Annotated in this window: 21 protein-coding genes and 2 tRNA genes; 13 read left to right on the top strand and 10 right to left on the bottom strand. The window is 70.7% G+C overall.

Annotated features, from left to right (window positions below; translation table 11 throughout):
• Positions 1–45 precede the first annotated feature (45 nt).
• The 3 genes from ACQ5BE_RS09225 to ACQ5BE_RS09215 all read left to right on the top strand — a co-directional run bounded on the left by ACQ5BE_RS09225 (position 46) and on the right by ACQ5BE_RS09215 (position 360).
• Positions 46–119: transfer RNA gene (locus tag ACQ5BE_RS09225), tRNA-Ile, on the top strand.
• A gap of 40 nt (positions 120–159) precedes the next feature.
• Complete coding sequence (locus ACQ5BE_RS09220; protein WP_344300207.1) at positions 160–270, top strand: DLW-39 family protein; 111 nt, start codon at positions 160–162, stop codon at positions 268–270.
• Positions 271–287: 17 nt separating this feature from the next.
• Positions 288–360 (top strand) — tRNA-Ala (locus ACQ5BE_RS09215).
• Between the two features lie 86 nt (positions 361–446).
• On the opposite strand, the gene ACQ5BE_RS09210 is transcribed toward ACQ5BE_RS09215, so the two are convergent.
• A complete protein-coding gene (locus ACQ5BE_RS09210; RefSeq protein ID WP_430296802.1) occupies positions 447–2,447 on the bottom strand; it encodes a beta-N-acetylhexosaminidase family protein in 2,001 nt (666 codons plus the stop codon).
• A gap of 106 nt (positions 2,448–2,553) precedes the next feature.
• On the opposite strand from ACQ5BE_RS09210, the gene ACQ5BE_RS09205 reads away from it, so the two are divergent.
• Complete coding sequence (locus tag ACQ5BE_RS09205; RefSeq protein ID WP_430296738.1) at positions 2,554–3,459, top strand: DMT family transporter; 906 nt, start codon at positions 2,554–2,556, stop codon at positions 3,457–3,459.
• 199 nt (positions 3,460–3,658) lie between these two features.
• On the opposite strand, the gene ACQ5BE_RS09200 is transcribed toward ACQ5BE_RS09205, so the two are convergent.
• The 3 genes from ACQ5BE_RS09200 to ACQ5BE_RS09190 all read right to left on the bottom strand — a co-directional run bounded on the left by ACQ5BE_RS09200 (position 3,659) and on the right by ACQ5BE_RS09190 (position 6,186).
• Positions 3,659–4,009 (bottom strand): putative immunity protein, encoded by a 351-nt coding sequence (locus ACQ5BE_RS09200; protein ID WP_430296737.1) that lies wholly within the window; start codon positions 4,007–4,009, stop codon positions 3,659–3,661.
• A 26-nt stretch (positions 4,010–4,035) separates the two neighbouring features.
• A complete protein-coding gene (locus ACQ5BE_RS09195) occupies positions 4,036–4,902 on the bottom strand; it encodes a glycosyltransferase (RefSeq protein WP_430296736.1) in 867 nt (288 codons plus the stop codon).
• Positions 4,903–5,007: 105 nt separating this feature from the next.
• The gene (locus ACQ5BE_RS09190) at positions 5,008–6,186 is read right to left on the bottom strand and encodes a hypothetical protein (RefSeq protein WP_430296735.1); all 1,179 of its coding nucleotides are present in this window, start codon (positions 6,184–6,186) and stop codon (positions 5,008–5,010) included.
• Positions 6,187–6,351: 165 nt separating this feature from the next.
• Here ACQ5BE_RS09190 and ACQ5BE_RS09185 point away from each other — a divergent pair, with 165 nt between their 5' ends.
• Together ACQ5BE_RS09185 and ACQ5BE_RS09180 are read left to right on the top strand one after the other, a co-directional pair.
• A complete protein-coding gene (locus tag ACQ5BE_RS09185) occupies positions 6,352–6,897 on the top strand; it encodes a peptidylprolyl isomerase (protein ID WP_430296734.1) in 546 nt (181 codons plus the stop codon).
• A gap of 42 nt (positions 6,898–6,939) precedes the next feature.
• Entirely contained in the window at positions 6,940–7,815 is an 876-nt protein-coding gene (locus ACQ5BE_RS09180; protein ID WP_430296733.1) for a rhomboid family intramembrane serine protease, read from the top strand.
• 244 nt (positions 7,816–8,059) lie between these two features.
• On the opposite strand, the gene ACQ5BE_RS09175 is transcribed toward ACQ5BE_RS09180, so the two are convergent.
• Both ACQ5BE_RS09175 and ACQ5BE_RS09170 read right to left on the bottom strand, forming a co-directional pair.
• Positions 8,060–8,551, bottom strand: a complete 492-nt coding sequence (locus ACQ5BE_RS09175) for an SRPBCC family protein (RefSeq protein ID WP_430296732.1) — start codon at positions 8,549–8,551, stop codon at positions 8,060–8,062.
• Positions 8,548–8,925, bottom strand: coding sequence for an ArsR/SmtB family transcription factor (locus tag ACQ5BE_RS09170; protein WP_430296731.1), 378 nt, complete (start codon positions 8,923–8,925; stop codon positions 8,548–8,550). Before ACQ5BE_RS09170 ends, ACQ5BE_RS09175 begins: the two co-directional genes overlap by 4 nt.
• 410 nt (positions 8,926–9,335) lie before the next feature.
• On the opposite strand from ACQ5BE_RS09170, the gene ACQ5BE_RS09165 reads away from it, so the two are divergent.
• The 3 genes from ACQ5BE_RS09165 (at position 9,336) to ACQ5BE_RS09155 (ending at position 12,568) form a co-directional block, all read left to right on the top strand.
• A complete protein-coding gene (locus ACQ5BE_RS09165) occupies positions 9,336–10,163 on the top strand; it encodes a polysaccharide deacetylase family protein (RefSeq protein WP_430296730.1) in 828 nt (275 codons plus the stop codon).
• Positions 10,164–10,218: 55 nt separating this feature from the next.
• Positions 10,219–11,616: a bifunctional pirin family protein/GNAT family N-acetyltransferase gene (locus ACQ5BE_RS09160; RefSeq protein WP_430296729.1), complete on the top strand. Its 1,398-nt coding sequence runs from the start codon at positions 10,219–10,221 to the stop codon at positions 11,614–11,616.
• A 175-nt stretch (positions 11,617–11,791) separates the two neighbouring features.
• The gene (locus tag ACQ5BE_RS09155) at positions 11,792–12,568 is read left to right on the top strand and encodes an SDR family oxidoreductase (protein ID WP_430296728.1); all 777 of its coding nucleotides are present in this window, start codon (positions 11,792–11,794) and stop codon (positions 12,566–12,568) included.
• Positions 12,569–12,641: 73 nt separating this feature from the next.
• Here the strand turns inward: ACQ5BE_RS09155 and ACQ5BE_RS09150 are convergent, their stop codons facing one another.
• From ACQ5BE_RS09150 to ACQ5BE_RS09140, 3 genes are all read right to left on the bottom strand, one after another.
• Positions 12,642–14,138, bottom strand: a complete 1,497-nt coding sequence (locus ACQ5BE_RS09150) for an MDR family MFS transporter (protein ID WP_430296727.1) — start codon at positions 14,136–14,138, stop codon at positions 12,642–12,644.
• Positions 14,139–14,279: 141 nt separating this feature from the next.
• Positions 14,280–15,869 carry an ABC transporter permease gene (locus ACQ5BE_RS09145; protein ID WP_430296726.1) on the bottom strand — a complete coding sequence of 530 codons (1,590 nt, stop codon included), beginning with the start codon at positions 15,867–15,869 and terminating at the stop codon, positions 14,280–14,282.
• Positions 15,869–16,879 (bottom strand): ATP-binding cassette domain-containing protein, encoded by a 1,011-nt coding sequence (locus tag ACQ5BE_RS09140; RefSeq protein WP_430296725.1) that lies wholly within the window; start codon positions 16,877–16,879, stop codon positions 15,869–15,871. Before ACQ5BE_RS09140 ends, ACQ5BE_RS09145 begins: the two co-directional genes overlap by 1 nt.
• Before the next feature lie 1,361 nt (positions 16,880–18,240).
• Here ACQ5BE_RS09140 and ACQ5BE_RS09135 point away from each other — a divergent pair.
• Positions 18,241–18,735: a uracil-DNA glycosylase gene (locus tag ACQ5BE_RS09135; protein ID WP_430296801.1), complete on the top strand. Its 495-nt coding sequence runs from the start codon at positions 18,241–18,243 to the stop codon at positions 18,733–18,735.
• 70 nt (positions 18,736–18,805) lie between these two features.
• Here the strand turns inward: ACQ5BE_RS09135 and ACQ5BE_RS09130 are convergent, their stop codons facing one another.
• Positions 18,806–18,952: a hypothetical protein gene (locus ACQ5BE_RS09130; protein WP_208711029.1), complete on the bottom strand. Its 147-nt coding sequence runs from the start codon at positions 18,950–18,952 to the stop codon at positions 18,806–18,808.
• Positions 18,953–19,017: 65 nt separating this feature from the next.
• On the opposite strand from ACQ5BE_RS09130, the gene ACQ5BE_RS09125 reads away from it, so the two are divergent.
• From ACQ5BE_RS09125 to ACQ5BE_RS09115, 3 genes are all read left to right on the top strand, one after another.
• Positions 19,018–19,431 carry an RNA-binding S4 domain-containing protein gene (locus tag ACQ5BE_RS09125; protein ID WP_430296724.1) on the top strand — a complete coding sequence of 138 codons (414 nt, stop codon included), beginning with the start codon at positions 19,018–19,020 and terminating at the stop codon, positions 19,429–19,431.
• Positions 19,432–19,883: 452 nt separating this feature from the next.
• The gene (locus tag ACQ5BE_RS09120) at positions 19,884–20,690 is read left to right on the top strand and encodes a histidine phosphatase family protein (RefSeq protein ID WP_430296723.1); all 807 of its coding nucleotides are present in this window, start codon (positions 19,884–19,886) and stop codon (positions 20,688–20,690) included.
• Positions 20,674–21,624, top strand: coding sequence for an ADP-dependent NAD(P)H-hydrate dehydratase (locus tag ACQ5BE_RS09115; protein ID WP_430296722.1), 951 nt, complete (start codon positions 20,674–20,676; stop codon positions 21,622–21,624). The genes ACQ5BE_RS09120 and ACQ5BE_RS09115 overlap by 17 nt, the downstream gene beginning before the upstream one ends.
• Positions 21,625–21,663 lie beyond the last annotated feature (39 nt).

Genomic DNA, 21,663 nt, shown 5'->3' with positions numbered 1-21,663 from the left:
GGCTGGGATGTGCTGTAGAGTCATGTCTCGGCCCGAGGGCCACAGGGGCGTATAGCTCAGGCGGTTAGAGCGCTTCGCTGATAACGAAGAGGTCCCAGGTTCAAGTCCTGGTACGCCCACGGACCCTGCTTACCGGCATCGGAGGTGCCCGTGAAGAGAATGATCGCACTCGTGATCGCCGCTCTTGCGGGCGCTTTCCTGTATCGGAAGGCGAAGGAGTCCGAAGCCCAGAAGGACATCTGGAGCGGTTCGACCGACACGGTCGAGTAGCACCGTCCGCGGGCAGCGGGGGCATGGCGCAATTGGTAGCGCACCTGCTTTGCAAGCAGGGGGTTAGGGGTTCGAGTCCCCTTGCCTCCACCCATGCGGAAGGACCCGGCACCCACGGTGCCGGGTCCTTCCGCATTTCCGTCCCCGCGCCGCTCCCGCGGCCCATGGAAAAGGGCTCACCGGCCGAACGCCTTCGCGTACTCCTTCAGTGCCTCGTCGATGAACTGCTGGACGACGCCGTCCCCCGTCACCGCGACGACGGTGCCGCGGTCCAGGGTCGGCTGGGCCCGCACGACGGCGGCATCCCGCGCCGCGAGCGTGGCGGACCGGGCGGCGTCGGCAGCGTCAGCGTCGCCGTCGTGCACCGCCCCCAGCATGCGCACCGCGCTGGCGATCGCCGTCCCGTAGTGCGCCGCGGCGGCGGACCACGCCGCGACATCGGTGGCGTACCCGGGCTGGTGGAGGTGCGTCAGGAGCTCGGGCACGCGCTCGAGGAGGCGGGCGCGCTCGGCCAGTCCGGCCGGCGTCGTGCGCCCGGAGCGGTAGGCGGACCAGAACGCGTCCACGTCCTGGGACAGCGCCGGGGCGGGGTGCGGGTGGTAGTCGAGCTGCCAGTTCTGGTTCAGGTCGGTGAAGGCCCGGAGGGCGGCGAGGGCGTCTGCGTCCCCGCCCGCGAGATCGGCAAGGGCGGCGTCGAGGGAGGCGCCCGGGTCATAGGCTGGCCCGTTCCAGGTCATGTCCGCGTAGGTCGCGATGCCCGGCAGGGACGCGTACGGCTGGATCATCGGGTTCGAGACCATGCCCACGAGGCTCTTGTAGAGGTCGCCGTCCCGCTCCTCGACGGCGCTCAGGAACAGTCGGTCCTGGGCGAAGTCGTTGACCGGGAAGTTGTCCCACACCAGGATGCTCCGGGGCTTCCCGGGCGCCCCATAGGTGCTGCGCGCCGCGCCGGCCGAGGCCGAGGTGATCCTGTGCGAGACGATCTCCTCGCCCGTCCACTGCACGATGATGCGCGCGTCGAGGTCCCGGCCGAGCCGCGACTTGTACCGGCTCGTCTCGGCGCCGCTGTACTCGGTCGGCACCATCTGGAGCGGGGCGAGGTCGGGCAGGTCGGCCTCGAGCCGGTCGCGCAGACGGTTGAGGAACCAGGCCTGGGCCTGTGCGAGCCCCGCCGAGCCACCCGCGGTGAACCGGCTGCGGTCCTCCGGGCAGGTCAGGCCGCCGCCGATGTCATCCAACGGGATCACGAACTGGCGGATCCCGAGGGCGTGGACCGACGCGATCTTGGCGGCCGCGGTGTCGAGGTCCGAGGCGCGGGAATAGCAGATGTCGAGGCCCGGGGAGAGAGCATAGGCCACGTCGATGTGGTTGCGCTGGCCCGCCGCGACGAGGTCGCGGATCTCCCCGATGGCGTCGTCCGGGTACTGATCGCGCCAGCGGGCGCGCAGGTACGGGTCGTCCTTGGGCGAGTAGACGAACGTGTTCATCTTCGACCGCGCCATTGCGTCGAGCACGGCCGAGCGGGCCTCGGTCGACCAGGGGAAGCCGTAGAAGCCCTCGATCACCCCGCGCGTCCCCATGAGGGGCCAGTCGGCGACGCTCACCGCGGCGAGCCGCCCGCCGTCCAGGAGGCGGCGCAGCGACTGGACAGCGTAGAAGGTGCCCCGGGGGTCTGCGCCGGCCAAGACCGCCGTGGGCCGCCCCGAGACCGCCCCAGTGGCGAGCACATAGCCCTCCGGACGGCCCAGCGCGGCCGTGCGGCTGCCGTCGTCGGCTGCGGACCGCACCCCCCGGAGGGCATCCTCGAGCGGACCGCCGCCGCTGTGCTGGGTGCCGAGGTACACGACCGTGCCCGCCGCCGACGCGTCGCCCTGCGGCGCGGATGACGTCGTGGCGACCTCCCGGGCGACCTCCCTCACGAGCGTGTCGAGGGCCGCCCGCGCCGCCCCGTCCGTGCTCTCGTCCATGACGAGGGTGACCTTCCCGGAGAAGTCCAGCGCCGCGCCGTCGCCCGAGATGTGCTGCGGTGCCGGGTACAGGGGCGGACCCGCGTACGGCGTCGACGAGGCACGCCCCGCGACGAGCCACCCGGCGACCAGCACTGTGGCGAGCAGGACCGCGAGCACTACGAGGAGCCCGACGCGTCCGCGCCGCGCCTTCAGCCGGGAGGAACCCATGGAGCCCACGGCACCAGAGAACCACAGCCGGGGCCTGCGGCGGTACTGGCGCAGCGGTAGCGGGGACGGGCGCACTGGCGCACGACGGCGGTACTAGAGTGGGCGGGTGATCCCCCTTGTCGTCGTGCTCGGCGTCCTGGGCGTCTCCGCGTCCGGGCCGCTCATCGCGGCGACGCTCGCCGGGACGTCCGTGACGGCCCTCGCGATCGCGTTCTGGCGCAACGCGATCGCCGCCGTGGTCATGGCGGCGCCGGTCGCCGTGCGGAGCCCGCGGCAGTTCGGCCGCCTCGGGAAGCGCGAGTACCTCTGGTCGGCGGTGGCCGGGGTCGCGCTCGCGTTTCACTTCGTGTGCTTCATCGGCTCCCTCACCCTCACCTCCGTCGCGGCCTCGACCGCGCTCGTGTGCCTCCAGTCCGGCTGGATCGCCGTGTTCGGGCTCCTGCGCGGGCGCCGGCTCCCCACGCCTGTGCTCGTGGGACTGGGGCTCGCGTTCACGGGCGTTGTTGCGATCACGGGCCTGGACCTCGGCTCCTCCCCGCAGGCGCTCCTCGGCGACGTCCTCGCCCTCGCCGGCGGAATCCTCGCCGGCCTCTACACCATGGCCGGTGGCAAGGCCCGCCAGACGATGGGCACGGGAACCTACACAGCCCTGTGCTACGGAATCTGCGCCGCCCTCGTCGCCGTCATGGCGCTGGCCACCGGGCAGCGGCTCACCGGCTTCGAGCCTGCGGGCTGGGCTGGGATCCTCGCGATCACCGTCGCGGCGCAGCTCGTGGGCCATACCGCGTTCAACTACCTCGTGGCGACGCTGAGCCCCCTAGTGGTGTCGATGTTCATCCTGCTCGAGATCCCCGGGGCGGCCCTGCTCGCTGCCGCGTTCCTCGGCGAGGTGCTCCCCGCCGGGATCTACGCCGGCCTCGGGCTCATCCTCGCCGGACTCGCGGTCGTGGTTCTCGGACAGCGCCGCACGCGGCGCGAGGCCCGTGCGCAGGCGGAGCTCGGCGCGGACTGAGGCGGCCGGGGTTTCGACTGCGCTCAACCGGCGTGGGTTTCGACTGCGCTCAACCGGCGGGGGTTTCGACTGCGCTCAACCGGCGGGGGTTTCGACTGCGCTCAACCGGCGTCGACTGCGCTCAACCGGCGTGGGTTTCGACTTCGCTCAACCGGCGTGGGTTTGGACTGCGCTCAACCGGCGTGGGTTTCGAGTGCGCTCAGCCGGCGCCGGCGCCCTCCCGCTCGGCCCGGTCGGCGTAGGAGGCGGCCTTCTTCGCATGGGTCGCGACGTGTGCCGTCGCAGCGGCATGCTCGGCCGCCCGGGCGGCGGAACGGGCTGCGGCCGACTGGGCCGCCTGCGCGGCGTCGTGCGCGGCCATGGCGGCGGCGCGCGCCTGGGCGACCTCGATCTCCCCCCTGAGCCACGCCCGGGCTGCCTCGACCGCGCGGCGCGGCCGGTCATCGTCGTGCCTCTCCCGCTCGAAGAGCGGCAGCACGCGCTCGGCGCACTCGGCGGCCCACAGCGCGAGCGCGTGGTGCTCCGCCTCGCTCTGCTGCCCGGCCGCCATCGCTGCCTCCCTGCGCCGTCCTCGGGCTAGATGCCGCCCCGCTTGACCGGAGGCTGGTTGGCCGAATGGATCGCGCGGAGCAGTTTGGCGGGATAGTACACCGAGAAGATCACGGCCATCGGGGCCCGGAGGGCGATCTTCTTGATGTTGTGCGCCTTGTAGGTGCGGTCGAAGCGCTGGACGTAGTAGCGGTAGTCCTTGGGCGAGTCCTCGAGCCGCCTCGCGGACATGCCCGAGACCATCTCGGGCCAGTACTGGATCTTCAGGCCGTGCTCGGCCAGATGCAGGGACAGGTCGATGTCCTCGTGCATCTCGTCCTTCTCGTCGCGGCAGGTCGAGCCGCGGATGGTCTCCCACGCCGTGCGGCGGATCGCCATGTTGGAGCCGAAGAGGAAGTGGTACTCGTGGCGCGAGAGCTTGAGCAGGAGCTGGCGGACCTTGTCGTCGGCCTTGAGCCCGAAGCGGCGCATCGGCATGTCGTAGTAGATCACCGGGCCGGTCGCGGCCTGGACCTCCGGGTCCATGAAGGCGCGCTGGACCTCCTCGACCCAGTCAGGCTCGAGGAGGGAATCGGCGTCGATCCGTCCCAGGACGTCCCCGGTCGCGCTATCAAGGCCGAAGTTCCGGGTGGGGATGAGGCCCTGTTCCCTGTCCTGCGTCAGGAGGCGGATGGGCGATTCCGGGTACTCCTGCGCGAGCTGGCGGACGATCTGCGCCGTCGTGTCCTTCGACAGGTTGTCCACGACGATGATCTCGTGCGCCGGGACCGACTGGTAGATCGCGGCCGTGACGCACTGCCGGATCACGCTCTCCTCGTTGTACGCCGGAATGACGATCGACACGCTCGGCGGTGCCGGGGTCGTCGTCGGGGAGGCGGCGGGTTGGGGAGGCATCATCCACAAATCTAGCAAAGCGCCCGGGCAGTGGAGCGGGCCCCGTCAAAATGACGGGGCCCGCTCCGGGCGGTGGCGGCCGCTCCCGGAGAGCGGCCTGCCGGGTCAGGACGCGGAGCCGCCCTTGCCGTTTTCGCGCTGGGCGGCCTCGTGGACCGAGCGCATGGCAGAGGACGGGTCCTCGGCGACGTGCTTGCCCTCGCCGAGGGAGTCGGAGCCGGTGTCCGCAGCAGCGGTCTCGGCGTCGGCCCGCTCGGAGTCGGCAGCCTGCTCCGGCGCCTCCTCGAGCACCGCGGCCTGGCCGGCGTCGAACGCTGCCTCGGCCTCGGCCTCTGCCGCGGTGGACGCCGTGGTGTCGGCGGCTTCCTGGGCAGCGACCGTCTCGGACAGCGGGGCGTTCTCGGTCAGCGACGCCTCCGAGGCGGGGATCGTCTCGGTCGGGGTGCCGGCACCGGCGACAGCCGTGGCCCCCACGGCGCCCGTGGAGGTGCCAGCGCCCGTGGAGGTGCCGCTGGCCGGGACCGGAGCGGGAGTGCTCGCCGAGGAGGTGCTCGCGGACGACGCCGCGCCCCCCGCGGGCTGGACCGGAACCGGGGTCTTCCACGGGTCCTCGACCGGCTTGGCCGCCTTCCACGCCGCGACGCCGGCGGCCACCGCGGCTGCGACGACGCCGAAGATGAGCAGGCCCCGGCCCTTCTTCTTCTTTGGCTGGACGAGCTGCTCCGACGCCCGGTGCGCGGCCTTCTGTGCGGCGACGACCGCCTCCTTCGCGGCGGCGTCCGCCTGACGGACGACGCCGGACTCGGCGAGGCGCTGGGCAACGGCGTCGACGCGGGACGGCGCGACGGCGAGCCCTCGGTTCACCGACTCGGCGGCGTGCGCGATGCCCTCCGAGATCTTGGGCAGGTACTGGTCCGCGGCGCCCTTGATGGCGGGCGCGGCCTTGTCGACGGCGCCATGGAGGCGGGGAGCTGCGCTGTCCACCGCATCGGTGATGCGGGGGGCGAGCTGGGACAGGCCCTCCTGGATCCTCGGAGTGACGGTCGCGACCCCTTCGGCGAGGTTGTGGGCCGCCGACTTCAGGCCCTCCTGGATCTTCGGCGACGCGGAGTCAAGACCCTCCTGGATCCGGGGGACGGCCCACTGGACGGCTGCGTCGACCCGAGGCTGCGCCCAGTCCTTGGCGGTCTCGATGCCGGCGGTCACGTTCTGCTCGATGTCCCGCACCACATCGCGGGCGATCGCTTCCGTACTGTTCAGGCTCTTCTCGACTGATTTCTTCACGGCTACCTCCGGAATGTGCTGGAACCAACGCCAGCCTACGTTGACGTCAGGCGCGCGGGCTATGGTCCCGCGCCCGGCGACACCGTACAGTTACCCGATTTCACCGAGCGCGGAACCTGAAGACTCCCCGGAAACGCCCACGTGCCCCGTGGAAGAATGTGGGCCATGAGCGCTATCGCAACTGCCAAGGCAACCATCCACACGAACCACGGCGACATCGTGGTCAACCTCTTCGGCAACCACGCGCCGAAGACCGTCAAGAACTTCGTGGGCCTCGCCACCGGCGAGCAGGCGTGGACGCACCCCGAGACAGGCGAGGACAAGACCGGCACGCCCCTCTACAACGGCACCATCTTCCACCGCATCATCAAGGACTTCATGATCCAGGGCGGCGATCCCCTGGGCAAGGGCATCGGCGGCCCCGGCTACCGCTTCGACGACGAGATCCACCCCGAGCTGACTTTCAAGGAGCCCTACAAGCTCGCCATGGCCAACGCCGGCATCCAGGGCGGCAAGGGCACCAACGGCTCCCAGTTCTTCATCACCACGGTGGACACGAGCTGGCTCCACGGCAAGCACACCATCTTCGGCGAGGTCGCGGACGACGCGTCCAAGAAGGTCGTCGACAAGATCGAGGGCGTGCGCACTGGGATGCAGGACCGTCCGGTCGAGGACGTCGTCATCTCGTCGATCGACGTCGAGCAGCTCTAGAGCCGCACGCCCCTGCACTGACAAGCACTGGACAGACGAACTGTGAGCTATGGAAGCCCGGCGGCCGGGCCGGAGGCCGTCCCGGTCTGCCCCCGCCACCCTGACCGCGTCTCCTATGTGAGCTGCCAGCGGTGCGGCCGGCCGGCGTGCCCCGAGTGCCAGCGCCCGGCCGCCGTGGGCTTCCAGTGCGTCGACTGCGTCCGCGAGCTCAGCGCGCAGTCCTCGACGCGGACCGTCTACGGCGGCACCGCCCGGCCGGGCGGCCGCCCGGTGGTCACGTTCGCGCTCATCGCGGCGTGCGCCCTCGTCTACGTGCTGCAGTGGGTCATCCCGAACGACGCCGTCTACCAGAACTTCGCCTACGCGACCCTCCTGACGGGGATCGAGCCCTACCGGATGCTCACGAGCGCCTTCCTGCACGCGCAGTCGTTCGTGCTCCACATCGTGGTGAACATGTACACGCTGTGGATCTTCGGGCAGGCGCTCGAGCCGGTGCTCGGGCGCGTCCGCTTCCTCGCGGTGTACCTGCTCTCCGCCGTCGGCGGCTCAGTCGGGTACTTCCTGCTCACGCCGCCGGGACTCGGCGGAGTGGTCGGCGCCTCGGGAGCGGTGTTCGGCCTCTTCGGTGCCCTGTTCGTGGTGATGCGCCAGCGGGGAGGCGATTCGCGCCAGCTCCTCGTCCTCATCGCCATCAACGCGGTCCTTGGGTTCGTCATCCCGCAGATCGCCTGGCAGGCGCATCTCGGCGGCCTCGTCACTGGCGCCCTCGCCACGGCGGCCATCGCCTATGCACCGCGCGGCCGTCTCCGCACCCCGGTGCAGGTGGGCGGGATGGTGGTGATCGCCGTCGCGCTTGCCGTCGTCACCGTGGTGCGGGTGACGGCCCTCGACCTCGGGCCGGGCGGTGTAGCTGCGTAGAAGTGCGCAGCCCCGGAAGGGGCTGAAGGAGAACCCCTGTGGACCTATCCACAGGGGTTTTCCACATTGTGCACAACTTACAGGACTGTAGTTACTCGCCCGTATCCCCGGCAGGACGGGGGTGGGGCACGCATCCCGGGTGTTGGGGCGCCTGTCCGCGGACGGCCGTCCCCATGCTGGGGACAACTTTGCCCCCGACCCTGTGGACGGGTGTGGACAGAGCGGGACCCGGGATGGGGTCGGTTCAGAGTGCGCCGTCAGACAACAGGGCGTCGAGCTTGGCGTAGCCTTCGGTCACGCCGCCCTCCATCCCGGCGGCGAGCATCGCGTCGCGGTCCTCCACGGACTCGTAGGTCGAGTGGATCTCCAGCCGGCAGCGGCCTCCCGGGAGGTCCGTGAACGTGCTCGTGTCCATCTCGACGTGTCCGGGTGCACCCTCGAACTCGAACGTCATGACGACGCGGCTGGGTTCGACGACCTCGTGGAAGGAACCGCGGAAGGCATACTCCCCGCCGGACGGGTCCCGCTGGACGAAGCGGTAGGAGCCTCCGGTGCGCGCCTCCATGTGCTCGACGACGGTCTCGAGCCGGTCGGGACCGATCCATTGGGCGAAGAGCTCCGGATCGCAGTGGGCGCGGAAAACGCGTTCCCGCGGTGCGTCGAACTCCCGGACGATGTCGATGTAGGGCGAGCCTGCGTCGGCCCGGATGTCGGTGGTGTTGGTGGTGGTGCTCATGGCTGGTTTCCTTCCTCGGCGGCCAGGAGGGCGTCGAGGCGGCGGTACTTCTCCTCGGTCCGATCCCGGTACGCCTCGATCCACAGGGCGAGGGGGCCGAATGCGCTGGGTTCCAGATGGCAGGGGCGGCGCTGGGCGTCGCGCCTGCGGGAGATGAGGCCGGCGTCCTCGAGCACCTTGAGGTGCTTGGACACGGCCTGGAGGGTCACGGTGAACGGCTCGGCCAGTTCGTTCACGGTCGCGTCGCCGTGGGCGAGCCGTGTCACGAGCTTCCGCCGCAGCGGGTCGGAGAGTGCCGCGAAGGCGCGGTTGAGCCGGTCCTCGACCGCGGCTGCAGTCTCCAGGTCCGCGGAAGCGGGAGTCGACGAAGCCATGGCGTTCCTCCGGTCTGCCGTCCGTCCCTTCCCGGAAGGGGGACGGAGGATGCGGTGTCATCAACGTCGTAGTCAACTTAACCGTTGATCAACCTTCTAGTTGAATAATTCGACGTTACGCCTCATATCCCTCAGCGGTCAAGCGTCAATCCACAGGACTTATCCACAGTGTGCGTAACTTACATTCCTGTAGTTCACGGGCCTCGACGCTGCAGCGGCGGGGATGCCGGAGCGTACGCCGTCCGCCAGCCGCCGTTTTCCCCAGCTGTGGACAACTCTGGGCATAAACCCTGTTGGAAAGTGGACAACGCTGTGGGAAGAGCGAGGCATGGGTTGGCGGAGGAAAGCCCGGGCACTGACCTATGATCAGCACAGAGCCGCCGCTGGGCGGCGTGGAGAAGGAGGCAGCGGTGGACGCACCGCGCGTCAGTCGGAGGGCACTCCTCGCGGGGCTGGCCGGAATGATCGGCGCTGCGGCCGCCGGCTGCGATGACATCGCCCCGGCGGCGTTGTCCGACGGAGACTCCGGGGGGAGTGATCCCTCGGCCGGCGGCCCTACGGGCGCCCCCTCGGACTCTCCTGCACCGCCGCCCACTCCCACCCCGACCCCCACACGGCCGCGCTTTGTCTCCGACTACACGATCCCGCCGGTCCAAGGCGGGCTCGCCCCCGTCATTACGCGAGTGGCGACGAGCCAGCCTGTCGTCTTCCTCACGATCGACGACGGCGCCGTGAAGCATCCCGAGTCCTTGGCACTGCTCACCCAGTACGACTACCCGGCCACGCTGTTCCTCGCGAAGTCGGCCATGGGCGACAACCCCGGGTTCTTCACGGACTTCCAGAAGACCGGCGACCGCATCCAGGACCACACCCTCAGCCACGACACGTCTATGAGCACCAAGGCATATGCATACCAGCTGGGCGAGATCAAGGGGATGAAGGACTACATCGCCGCGACCTACGGCGTCGCGCCGACCCTCTTCCGGCCACCCGGCGGAGCGTACTCGAGCACGATGCGCAAGGCGGTGGCGGACGCCGGGCTCAAGGCGATCATCCACTGGGAGACGAAGGCGAACGCCGGCAAGATGGACTACCAGTACGGAAATGCGCTGCGCCCCGGGGACATCGTGCTCATGCACTTCCGCGAGGAATTTGCCGCGGACCTGGCGGCCTTCCGCGCTGCCCACCTCGCCGCCGGACTCACCGTGGTCCGCCTCGAGGACTTCATCGGCGCCTAGGGCCCCTGCTCTTTGTCGGTGCCCCGGCGTAGGCTCTGGCCATGAAGGTGCGGCGATGAGCAATCTTGAACTTGATCCCCCGGAGACCCTGTGCGCCGAGTCCCCGGCGCCGCCCGGCGTCGAGGTGATCGAGCCGCGCGATGTGCCCCTCGGCGGACCGCGGGCGATGCCGGTGCGCAGGACGCTGCCGTCGAAACAGCGCTCCTTGGTAGGTGCCTGGTGCTTCCTCGACCACTATGGTCCCGACGACGTCTCGACGACCGGAGGCATGCGGGTTCCGCCCCACCCCCACACCGGGCTGCAGACCGTCAGCTGGCTCTTCACGGGCGAGATCGAGCACCGGGACAGCGCGGGGCACCAGGCGATGGTCAGGCCCGGCGAGCTCAATCTGATGACGGCCGGACGGGGCATCAACCACTCCGAGTACTCCACCCCATCCACCACCGTCCTGCACGGCGTGCAGCTGTGGACCGCGCTCCCCGAACCCTTCCGGAACGCTGCGCCGGGCTTCGAGCGCTACGTGCCGCGCGCCGTCGTGCTCGAGGGCGACGACGGGGGGCGGCTCGGCGAGCTGCGGGTCTTCCTCGGCGAGCTCCACGGCTCCGCCTCGCCGGTGCTGACGTACAGCGCGATCCTTGGCGCCGAGCTCGTCCTTGAACCCGGCGCCGCCGTGGACTTCGCGGTCGAGCCCGAGTTCGAGCACGCGGTCCTGCCGGACGGTGGCGACGCCGAGGTGGAGGGCGAGCAGATCGCGGCCGCCCACCTCGCCTACCTCTCCCCCGGGCGGGCGCGCCTGCGCCTCCGCAACCCGGGCCAGACGCCGCTGCGCGCGGTGATCCTCGGAGGGCCGCCTTTCGGCGAGGAGATCACAATGTGGTGGAACTTCGTCGGCCGCTCGCACGAGGAGATCGTCGCGTACCGATCCGCGTGGAACGCCCAGATCGGGGTCGAGGCGGCGGCAGTCGGCGAGGACGACGCCGCCCGGTTCGCCCCGGTCGTGGGCCTCACCGGCGGCGAGGGGCCCCTCCCGGCTCCGCCACTTCCCCACGTGAGGCTGAGACCGCGTCCGGGCGCGCGCACCGGCAGCGCGCAGACAGAAAGGAATCTCATGACCGCAGTGCAGGACACACCGGAGGAATCGACCGCCGCCCGTCATGCGGCCCACTTCGTCCACGCCGAGCAGCGTCACCGCTACGAGGTGCACGTGGGCGAGGCGACGGTCGGGTTTGCCCAGTACCGGCTCAAGGAGGAGGGCGCGGTCGTGGCGTTCGACCACACCGAGGTCAGCGACGGCTACTCGGGGCTGGGGCTCGCGAGCCGCCTCGTGACCTTCGCCCTAGACGATGTGCGGTCCAAGGGACAGCGCATCCGCCCCTACTGCCCTTATGTGCGCGCCTTCCTCAAGCGGCACCCGGAGTATCAGGACCTTGTGGTCGACGGGTTCGAGGGCTGAGCTCTCCACAGGGTCCTCTGTCCACACCCTTGTCCACCGCGTGGATAACTTACAGCGGTGTTCTTCGGGGTGACCGGCCGGTATCCACGGATTTTCCCACAGCCTGTGGATAACTTTCCCCCAGAAGTGCACAGTCTGTGGAGGGTCCGCGCAGAGTGGCGCCTAGCATGGGCGGATGGCAGAGATGCAGGGGACGGGCAGGCCGCTGGCGCTCGTGACGGGGGTCGGCAGGGCCGTGGGGATCGGCGCGGGCATCGCCCGCGAGCTCGCACGCCAGGGCTGGGACCTGGCGTTGTCGTACTACTCGCCCTACGACGCGCGGATGCCCTGGGGCGTCCAGACGCACGACGCCGGCCGGCTCGCCGCGGAGCTCGAGCTGCTGGGCGCTGCCGTATCAGTCGTCGAAGCGGACCTGACCGACCCCGACGTCCCTACCCGGCTGCTGTCCGATGCGGGGGCGGGCCGGCCGGTCCGCGCGATGGTCCTGAGCCACGCCGAGTCCGTGGACTCGGGGATCCTGACCACGAGCACGGAGTCCTTCGACAGACACGTCGCGGTCAATGCGAGGGCGTCCTGGCTCCTCGTGAAGGCCTTCGCGGAGCAGTTCCCGCCCGGGCTCGCGGGTCTGGGCCGGATCGTCGCGCTGACCTCGGACCACACGGTGCACAACCTCCCGTACGGAGCCAGCAAGGGAGCGCTCGACAGGATCGTGCTGGCCGCCGCCCGCGAACTCGCACCTCTTGGCATCGCCGCGAACGCCGTGAACCCCGGACCGGTGGACACCGGGTGGATGGACGAAGACACCCGCCGCGCCCTGACCGCGCGGCAGCCGTGGGGCCGGCTCGGCACCCCGGCCGACGTGGCCGGCGTCGTAGGTTTCCTCCTGAGCGACGCCGGCGGCTGGGTCAACGGGCAGCTCATCCACGCGGACGGGGGATTCTCGGCTCCCTGAAGTATTCCATGCACAGAATGTTTCGCTTCCTGCATTCGGGAGAGGGAGTATTCCGGCACAGGAATGTGGGTTGTCAGGCCCGCGGGGTGGTTTCCGCTCGTGTTTCGGTGGGGACCTCGGCATCCGGTCCCGCTGCCGGGCCGCCGTGATCGTCCTCGAGCGAGGGGCGGTTGCGCAGGAAGGCTGCGAGGACCACCGCCGCCGCACCCGCAGCGCCGGCGACGGTGAAGGCCGCACGGAAGCCGGCCATCGCCGCGTCCGCAGGGGGAAGCGTGCCGGCCGCCGAGTGCGCGGTGCTGGCCATCACGGCGACGAGGAGCGCCGTCCCCGCCGCCCCGGCTACCTGCTGGAGCGTGCTCAGGATCGCGGAGCCGTGGCTGTAGAGGCGGCGCGGGAGCGGGTTGAGGCCGCTCGTGAAGGTCGGCGTGAACAGGAGCGCGAGGCCCAGCGACATCACGACGTGCAGCCCGAGGACGAGCCACACCGAGGTGTCGGGGGCGAGGAAGCTGAATGCGAACAGCACCGCCGTGATGAGCGAGGTCCCCGTGAGCGTCAGCGGCAGGGGCCCGACGCGGTCGAACCACTTCCCCACCGTGGGGGCCAGGAGCCCCATCACGAGGCCGCCCGGCAGGAGCAGGAGGCCGGTGGCCAGAGTGTCGAGCCCGCGCAGCTGCTGGAGGTACAGCGGCAGGAGGATCACCATGCCGAACAGCGCCATCATGCCCACCATCAGCAGTGCGGTCGCGATGGTGTACATCGGATACGCGAAGGCCCGCAGGTCCAACAGCGGCGAGCCGGACTTCTGCAGCGCAAGCTGCCGCAGGACGAAAGCTGTGAGGGCCACGGCCCCGACCACGAGCGGCAGCACCGGCCCCGGCCCGCCGGATCCTTCGCCGCCCAGCTGGCTGAGGCCGTACACGACTCCGCCGAACGCGGGCACGCTCAGGACCACCGACAGGAGGTCGAGGCGTGGCCTCTCCCCCTCCGGGGCACCCCGCAGCTTGGAGGCGCCGAACACGAGCGCCGCGACGGCGATCGGGAGGACCGTGAGGAACATGAAGCGCCACGAGAAGAACTGGAGGATGAGGCCTGACAGGGTGGGTCCCACGGCGGGCGCCACCGAGATCACGATGCTCACGGTCCCCATGACCTGGCCCCGGCGCGCGACCGGGATGAGGGTCAGCACGCTCGTCATGAGCAGCGGCATCATGATCGCGGTGCCCGAGGCCTGCACGACGCGGGCGAGGAGCAGGACGCCGAATCCGGGGGCGAGAGCGGCGAGCAGCGTGCCCGCACTGAAGAGGCCCATTGCCAGGAGGTAGACGGTGCGGGTGGTCAGGCGCTGCAGCACGAAGCCTGTGGTGGGGATGACCACCGACATGGTCAGCATGAACGCGGTCGCGAGCCACTGGACCGTCGAGGCGTCCACGTTGAGCTCCGCCATGAGGCGCGGCAGGGCCACGTTCATGATCGTCTCGTTGAGGATGACGACGAACGCGGCGATGACGAGGACCGTGACGACGAGGCGGTTCTCGCGGCTGATCTCATGCTTCGGGGGTGCGGAAGGCACGGGTGCTCCTGGGAGGGTGGTTCAGGACGGCGTTTGAGACGTACAACTGCGCCAGATGCCGGGTGATTCCCGCGCGCAGATGGTTGGGGGACCTATTCTTCCAGAATCTGGGCTTATCCCCACCCGGGAGCGGGGCCTGGTTCACGCACCCCTGATGTTCCGTGCCCGATACCCCGCGAAGCCCACCGCGACCAGGGCACCGGTGATGGCGAGGATCCACCACACGGGCGCCCACTCGGCGTCGGGCGCGGTTACGCGGGGGATGACGTGGAACGGGCTCGTGTTCAGCAGCCAGTCCGGCGCTTTCAGCAGCGGTCCGAACAGGGTCAGGACGAGCCAGTACACGACGAGGAGCCATGCGATCCAGCGCAGCGTGGGGAACGCACCGACGAACGCGAGGCCGACGGCGGCGGTGAGCCACAGCGCCGGCACGGCCGCAAGGGCCTGGCGGGTGACGTCGCCGACCTCGACCTGCGCGCCCGTTGACGCCGCGGTGACGGCGAGCACGACGCCGCCGATCGACATGGTCACGGCCGGTGCCACGAGTGCCACCGCAGTCGCGGGGGCGAAGTGGCCCTGCCGGGAGATGCCGGTCGAGAGGAGCCAGTCGGCGTGCCCCTCGTCCTCCTCGGCGGCGAAGCGGGCAGCGATCTGGATCCCGAAGGTGCCACCGGCCAAGGCCAGCATGAGCAGCAGCATCGAGACGAACGTGAGCGTGAGGTCGGCCTCGGTGGTGGCCCGGGCGGCGAGGAGCTGGCGGACGAAGGTGTTGCGCTCGTAGAAGTCCCGCATGGTCCCAGTCACCAGCCCGAAGACGAAGCCGAGGAACACGAAGGTCGCGAGCCAGATGAGCGTCGGGGCGCGGTTGAGCGTGGCCGTGTGGCCCCAGATCCCAGCCCTCCACCGCGCGGGCCCTGGCCGCTGCCCCACGAGGCCGCCGCCGAAGTCGCGCTGCCTCGACAGCAGGCCGCCGACCACGGCGGTCACGAGCCCGGCTGCCAGGAGGAGAACGAACGGGAGCACGTTGCGTTCACTCGCGGGCCTGATGAGCTCGCCCCAGCCCATCGGGTTCGTCCACAGCATCCACTCGCTGTCCGAGAGAGTGTCCGAGACGCCGCGCAGGACATAGCTGACCACGAGGACGCCCGCCGCGAGGGTGTTGGCGGTCCGTGACCAGGAGCCAATCTGCGACGTCACGGCCGCCACACCGGCGAACGCCACCCCCATGCCCCCAATGAGGCCGCCCAGCGCAAACGCCTCGGCCGGCGCAGCGCCGGAGGCGGCGAGGGTGCCCGCGACGATGAGGGCCACTGCCGCCGAGGCGAGCCAGGCCAGGAGGACCGCCGCCGCGAGCCGCGCGTGCGGGCCCACCGCCCCGGAGTCGACGAGTTCCGCCTGCCCCGAGTCCTCAGCGGCGCGGGCGTGCCGGGTCACCGCGAAGACGGCCATGAGGGCGGTGAAGAACATGGCGAAGACCTGCATGCGCCACACCGTGAAGCCGAACGGGTCGTCGAGGTGGTGCGCGGGCCCGATGAGGAGCGTGAACGCCGGGTTGGTGCTCAGCGTCTGCTCGAGTTCCTTGGCCTCCTGCGGGGTGGCGAACACCGTGGAATAGCTGTTGTACACGGTGGCGGGGAAGAACGCGATGATCAGGATCCACGGCGCGAGCTTGAACCGGTCGGTCCGCAGGCCGAGGAGCAGCAGCCGCCACGTTCCCGTGAAGGCCGTCATCACTCCCCCTCGCCCGGCGGGTGCCCGCGGTGCCGGCCGTGCGCACGACGCCGCCACGCGCCGTCGTGCGTCTCCTCGCCGCGCGCGGGGCTCCGGCCGGGGGTGCCCTCGTCGGGCGGGATCCGCTCGCCGTAGTGCTGGAGGAAGAGGTCCTCGAGGCTGGGCGGCGTCACGGTGAGCGCCCGGACGCCGTGGGCGGCGAGGGCGTTCATGGCGGGGCCGAGGCCGTCGGAGTCGACGCTGAAGCGAACTCGGTGGTCCTCGACGTGCAGGTCTGCGAGGCCGGGGATGCGGGAGAGTGCGGCGGCGTGGCCGGAGGCGTCGTCGAGGGTCGCGGCGACGTTGGTGCGGGCGTGGGTGCGCATCTGCTCGAGGGTCCCTGTCTCGACGACCCTGCCCTGGCGGATGATGCTGATCCGGTCGGCGAGGGCCTCGACCTCGGAGAGGATGTGGCTCGAGAGCAGGACGCTGCGCCCCGCAACCTTCTCGCGGCGGATCTCCTCGCGGAACAGGGCCTCCATGAGTGGGTCGAGGCCGGCCGTGGGCTCGTCCAGGATGAGGAGCTCGGCTGGGGAGGCCAGGGCCGCGATGATCGCCACCTTCTGCCGGTTCCCGGTCGAGTAGGTGCGGCCGCGCTTGCTCGGGTCGAGCTCGAACGTCTCGATGAGGTCGGCTCGCCGCGCCTCGTCGAGGCCGCCGCGGAGCCTGCCGAGCAGGTCGATGGCCTGGCCGCCGGTGAGGGAAGGCCACAGGCTCACGTCGCCGGGGACGTAGGCCACGCGGCGGTGCAGGCGGACGACGTCGCGCCACGGGTCTCCGCCGAGGAGTTCGACGCGCCCGGCGTCGGCGCGGAGGAGGCCGAGGAGCACGCGGAGGGTCGTGGACTTCCCGGCGCCGTTGGGACCGAGGAAGCCGAGGACCTCGCCTTCGCGGACCTCGAGGTCCAGGCCGTCGAGGGCGCGGAAGGAGCCGAAGGCCTTGACCAGACCGACGATCGTCACGGCGCTCATGGTGCGATCGTAGGCCTGGCGCGGGCGCGCGGGGAGGTGCCGTGCTGGCAGGTGCCGGGCGCTCCTCCCCACTTCTCCCTCGCGACACGCCCGGGTCGCCGCGACACGCCGCGTTCTGCGGGGCTCAGCCCTTCGGGATGTGGGCGGGACGGCGCGGGTGTGGTGCCGCGCGGGGCCTGCTGGGACGGGCCATCGGCGGCGTGACTCTCGGCACGGATGAACGTTGGGGGAACCGAACGGCAACGGCGGCTTGCTAAGCTCTTAAAGCTCCGCCCGCTCCAGGGCTGCGAGCCGCCCCCTGAACAGACCGGAACGGTCGCGCGCCAGCGTGCCCGCTGCCGGCCCGCGCCCGAGAAGAGGAGAGCCCGCCCCTCATGACCGCACTGGCCGAGCCCGATTACTACGACGACTTCGACTCCGACTTCCGCTCCGAGTTGGATTCCAAGTACGAGGAGGGGTTCGGCTTCAGCCCGCAGCTCGAGGACGAGGACGAGGACGACGGCTTCGACGACCTGTTCGAGAACATCTTCGAGGATGAGGATGACGACGAGCCGGTCAAGCCGACGGCCGCCCCGAAGAAGGCGACCGCGAAGGCGAGTGCGGTTTCGGCTGCGGGGGCTGGCGCCAAGGCCGGTGCGGCGCACAAGAAGACCGTCAGCGCGAAGTCCGCGCCGAAGGCTTCCGAGGTGGTCGTGACGACGATCGCCGAGCGCCGGGCCGCCCTCGCTGCGCAGGCGGCCGCGCCGGTGCGCGAGGCGGACGACGACGACCTCGACCAGCCGCTGAGTGCCGCGCCGGCCGCTGTGGTCGCTGAGGTCGCGGGGGAGACCGCTGGGGTTGTCGAGGAGGCTGCGGCTGTTGGTGAGGCCGCGCCTGCCGTGGAGCCGGTGGCTCTGCGGTTGGTGCCGTCCGTGGTTCAGACCGCTGTGGCCGAGGCCCGTGCCGCTGCTGAGCAGGCCCGCGCTGCCGCCGACGCCGCGGCGGCCGCCGCGAAGAAGGCTGTGACGGATGCGGTTGCCAAGGCCGCTGCCGCGAAGGCTGCCGCCGCGGAGGCCTCCGCGGCCGAGCACGCCGCGGAGGCTGCGCTTGCCGCGTCGGCGGCCGCTGAGGAGGCCGCCGTTCGGGCCGCCGCAGAGCTTGAGCTCGCGCGCGCTTCGGCTCCCGTGGAGGTGACCTCGGCGTCGGTGGAGGTGACTTCGGCGCCAGAAGGGGTGACCTCGGCGTCGGTGGAGGTGACTTCGGCGCCAGAAGGGGTGACCTCGCCGGATCCGAACTTTGCCCCGCACATCGCGCCGGTGAACCAGCACGTCGAGTTCCTCCGCAAGCTCCGCCCGGGCTTCGAGGTCCCGTACGTCGACCCCATGCACTCCGTGGACGAATGCCGGATCGTGAGCCTCTTCTCCAACACCGGAGAGGCGAGCCCGAACGGCTACGTCTGGGCCGGCGACGACGCCGCGGCCACCCGCCTCCTCGGCCTGCAGTACCAGCTCGGCCTGCGCCCGGAGTGGATCATGCCGTGGAACGCATACCCCTGGTTCACACCCGGCGAGGCGAACGGCAAGCTCGCCCCCGAGCAGCTGCACGCCGGCCTCAAGCCGCTGCTGACGTTCCTCAAGGCGGTGCCGCGTGTGTCCGCGATCGTCGCCCACGGCACTGAGGCCAACCGCCTCGCCCAGATGCTCCTCAAGACCGACAACCCGCTCATCTGGCGTCGTGGCCTCAAGGTCTACAAGGCCCGCGCCCTGCATGGCCGCGCGTTCGCCGGGTCGAAGGAGCGCCAGACCGAGTGGCTCATCGACATGGGACGCGCCTACGCCGACGCGATGGCGCGCGCCGGTCTCAAGGCCGGGCGCTAAGCACCTCAGACACACGAAAGCGGACGACGGCGGCCTCCCGGCCGGCGTCGTCCGTTCGGTCTTCGCGGTGCTACTTGCTGCGCGGCTTGCGCAGGTGTGATACCGGATCGGAGTCGAGGGCGACGGCCTTCTTGGCCTTCTTCGCCGCGCGCTGCTCCTTGATGGTCTTGGACGGTTTCTTATGGGTTTCGGGCTGGTGAGGCTGCTTGTCAGGCATGTCTGAGCTCCTTTGATCATCCCCCCGATGTTCACGAAGGATACGCCGGTAAGATGCTGGGCACCATGCCCCCTTCGCCTGCTCCTGCATCGTCCAGATCCTCACCCCCCGCAGCTGTGAGGGTCGACTCCTGGCTCTGGGCCGTCCGCGCGTTCAAGACCCGCTCCGCGGCGACGGCTGCATGCCGCGCCGGACATGTACGGCTCAACGGGAACCCGGTCAAGGCGTCCCAGACCGTCGTCCCGGGTGACACGATCCGGCTCCGGCAGCCCGGATTCGAGCGGATCCTCGAGGTCCACGTGCTCATCGTCAAACGCGTCGGCGCCGAGGCCGCGTCCAAGTGCTACACCGACCACACCCCGGCGCGGCCGCCCGTGCCGTTCCTCGGCCTGCCGCAGCGCGACCGCGGCGCCGGGCGGCCCACCAAGAAGGACCGCCGCGAGATGGAGCGGCTGCGGGGGGAAGGCCGGGGGAGATAGCGGGACCCCTGCTGGGCGGTCTACTTGCCCTTTGGCTCCTTGCCCATGGAGTGGAAGAGCTGGGTGGAGGACAGGGCGTTGAAGGGCATCGGATGTTGTGCTCGAGGCCCTTGAGGTGGGCGGCTTTGAGGTCCTTCAGGAGCACGGTGAGGGCCGTGTCCGCGGTCCATTCGGAGACGGAGTCCCAGTTCCGTGCGACCCAGCTGTCGCCGGTGCTGGCCTTGAACAGGTTCAGCAGCTCGTCCTGCGGCAGGGCGTAGTGGGCGCCGAACGCGAGCCCCTCCCCAGGGACAGGACCCCACAAGCGCAGGACCCCGCAAAGGCAGGGACAGGACCCCACAACCCAGCCGGGATGAGGGGTCCTGTCCCTGCGCCTACGTTATTCTCCGCCGCCCACTGGGTAGGCCCTTGCTGTGTTCCGGCATCCGGCAGGGCAAGGACGGGGTGGTTTCGTGAAGGAGACGTCAGCCAACAGGGACTCGGCCCACGACGACGGCCTTACCGAGGCTGTCCAGGAGGCGGGGGCGGTCGAGCTGCTGCTGATCCGCCACGGCGAGAGTGAGGGCAACGTCGCGGCTACGGAAGCGCGTGAGGCCGGTGTGGAGGTCATCGACGTCCCCGCCCGCGATGCAGACGTCGACCTCTCGGGCACCGGCCGGGACCAGGCCAAGGCGCTCGGCGCGGCCTTGGGCCGGATCGTCGCGGACCTCCGCCCGGACGCCGTCGTGTCCTCCCCCTACGCGCGGGCGCGCCAGACGGCCGAGATAGCGGTAGAGACAGCGGGATGGCCGCTGCAGGTCCGCACCGACGAGCGGCTGCGCGACCGCGAGCTCGGCATCCTGGACCGGCTCACCCGCTTGGGCGTGGAGAACCGCTACCCCGGGGAGTCCGAGCGGCGGGCATGGCTGGGCAAGCTCTACTACCGGCCGCCGGGAGGCGAGTCCTGGGCGGACGTGGCCCTGCGGCTGCGATCCGTCCTTGCGGAGCTGAACAGTCTGGGCATGGGACACCGGGTGATGCTCGTGTGCCATGACGCCGTGATCATGCTGTTCCGCTACGTGCTGGAAGGCCTCAGCGAAAGGGAACTGCTGGACCTGGCGGCCACCGAGACCATCCTCAACGCCTCCATGACCCGGTTCGTCCGCCCCTCCGGCGTCGGGCCGTGGACGCTGGAGAGCTTCAACGTGGCCGACCACCTGACGGAGCAGGGAGTCGCCGTCACCGAGCACGGGGGAGACACCAGTGCCCGGCCGCACTGATCCCTCCGGCGCGACCCCGGTGACGCCGTCGCTCCTGCGGGAGTGGCCGCTCCCGGCTCCGGGCCACGACAAGTACTCGCGCGGGTCCGTCCTGGTGATCGGCGGAGCCCGGGCCACCCCCGGCGCGGCGCTGCTTGCCGGGGTGACTGCCCTGCGCGCAGGAGCGGGCAAGCTCACTCTGGCGGTGGCCGAATCGGTGGCCCCGCAGCTGGGGGTGGCGCTGCCCGAGTGCGGCTCGATTGGCCTGCCGGAAACCGCGGACGGCTCCGTCAGGCCCGAGCTGGACCGGATCTCCTCCTACCTGGACGGTGCGGACACGATCCTGGTGGGGCCGGGGCTGGACGACCCCGACCTTGCCGCGCAGCTGCTCGTCGCGCTGCTCGAACGCGAGACCGATGGTGGCGACCGGCCTGGTGGTGACCGGCCGGGTGGCGACGCTGGCGGGCGGGGAGGGGCCGCCGTCGTCCTCGATGCCTACGCCCTGGGCGCGCTCGCGCCGCTCGAGGACCGCCTGGACCCCTGGCGCGGCCGGCTGATCCTCACCCCGAACACCAAGGAGGCGGCGGTCCTGCTGGGCCGCGACGTGGACCACCTGGAAAAGGACCTGGCCGAGATCTCCCGCAGGTTCGACGCGGTCGTCAGCTGCCACAGCCTCATCGCCCAGCCGCCGGGGCTGGATCCGGAGGAACCGGAGCTGTGGCAGGTCACAACGGGCTACGGCGGCCTGGGCACCTCCGGCAGCGGGGACGTCCTGGCCGGCGCGATCGCCGGGCTCCGAGCGCGGGGAGCCAGCAGCGTGCAGGCGGCCTGCTGGGGCACCCACCTCCACGCCTCCGCGGGCGACCGGCTGGCCAGCCGGCTCGGTCCGCTCGGGTTCCTCGCCCGCGAACTCGCCGACGAGCTGCCAGCCCTCATGCTTGAATTCAGCGTCTGACGCCCAGAAGACCAGCCGTCCGGGGATGACGCACCGATC

Source organism: Sinomonas sp. B1-1, from assembly GCF_050474465.1.
Taxonomy (GTDB): Bacteria; Actinomycetota; Actinomycetes; order Actinomycetales; family Micrococcaceae; genus Sinomonas; species Sinomonas flava.
This window is presented reverse-complemented; position numbering and strand designations above follow the sequence as displayed.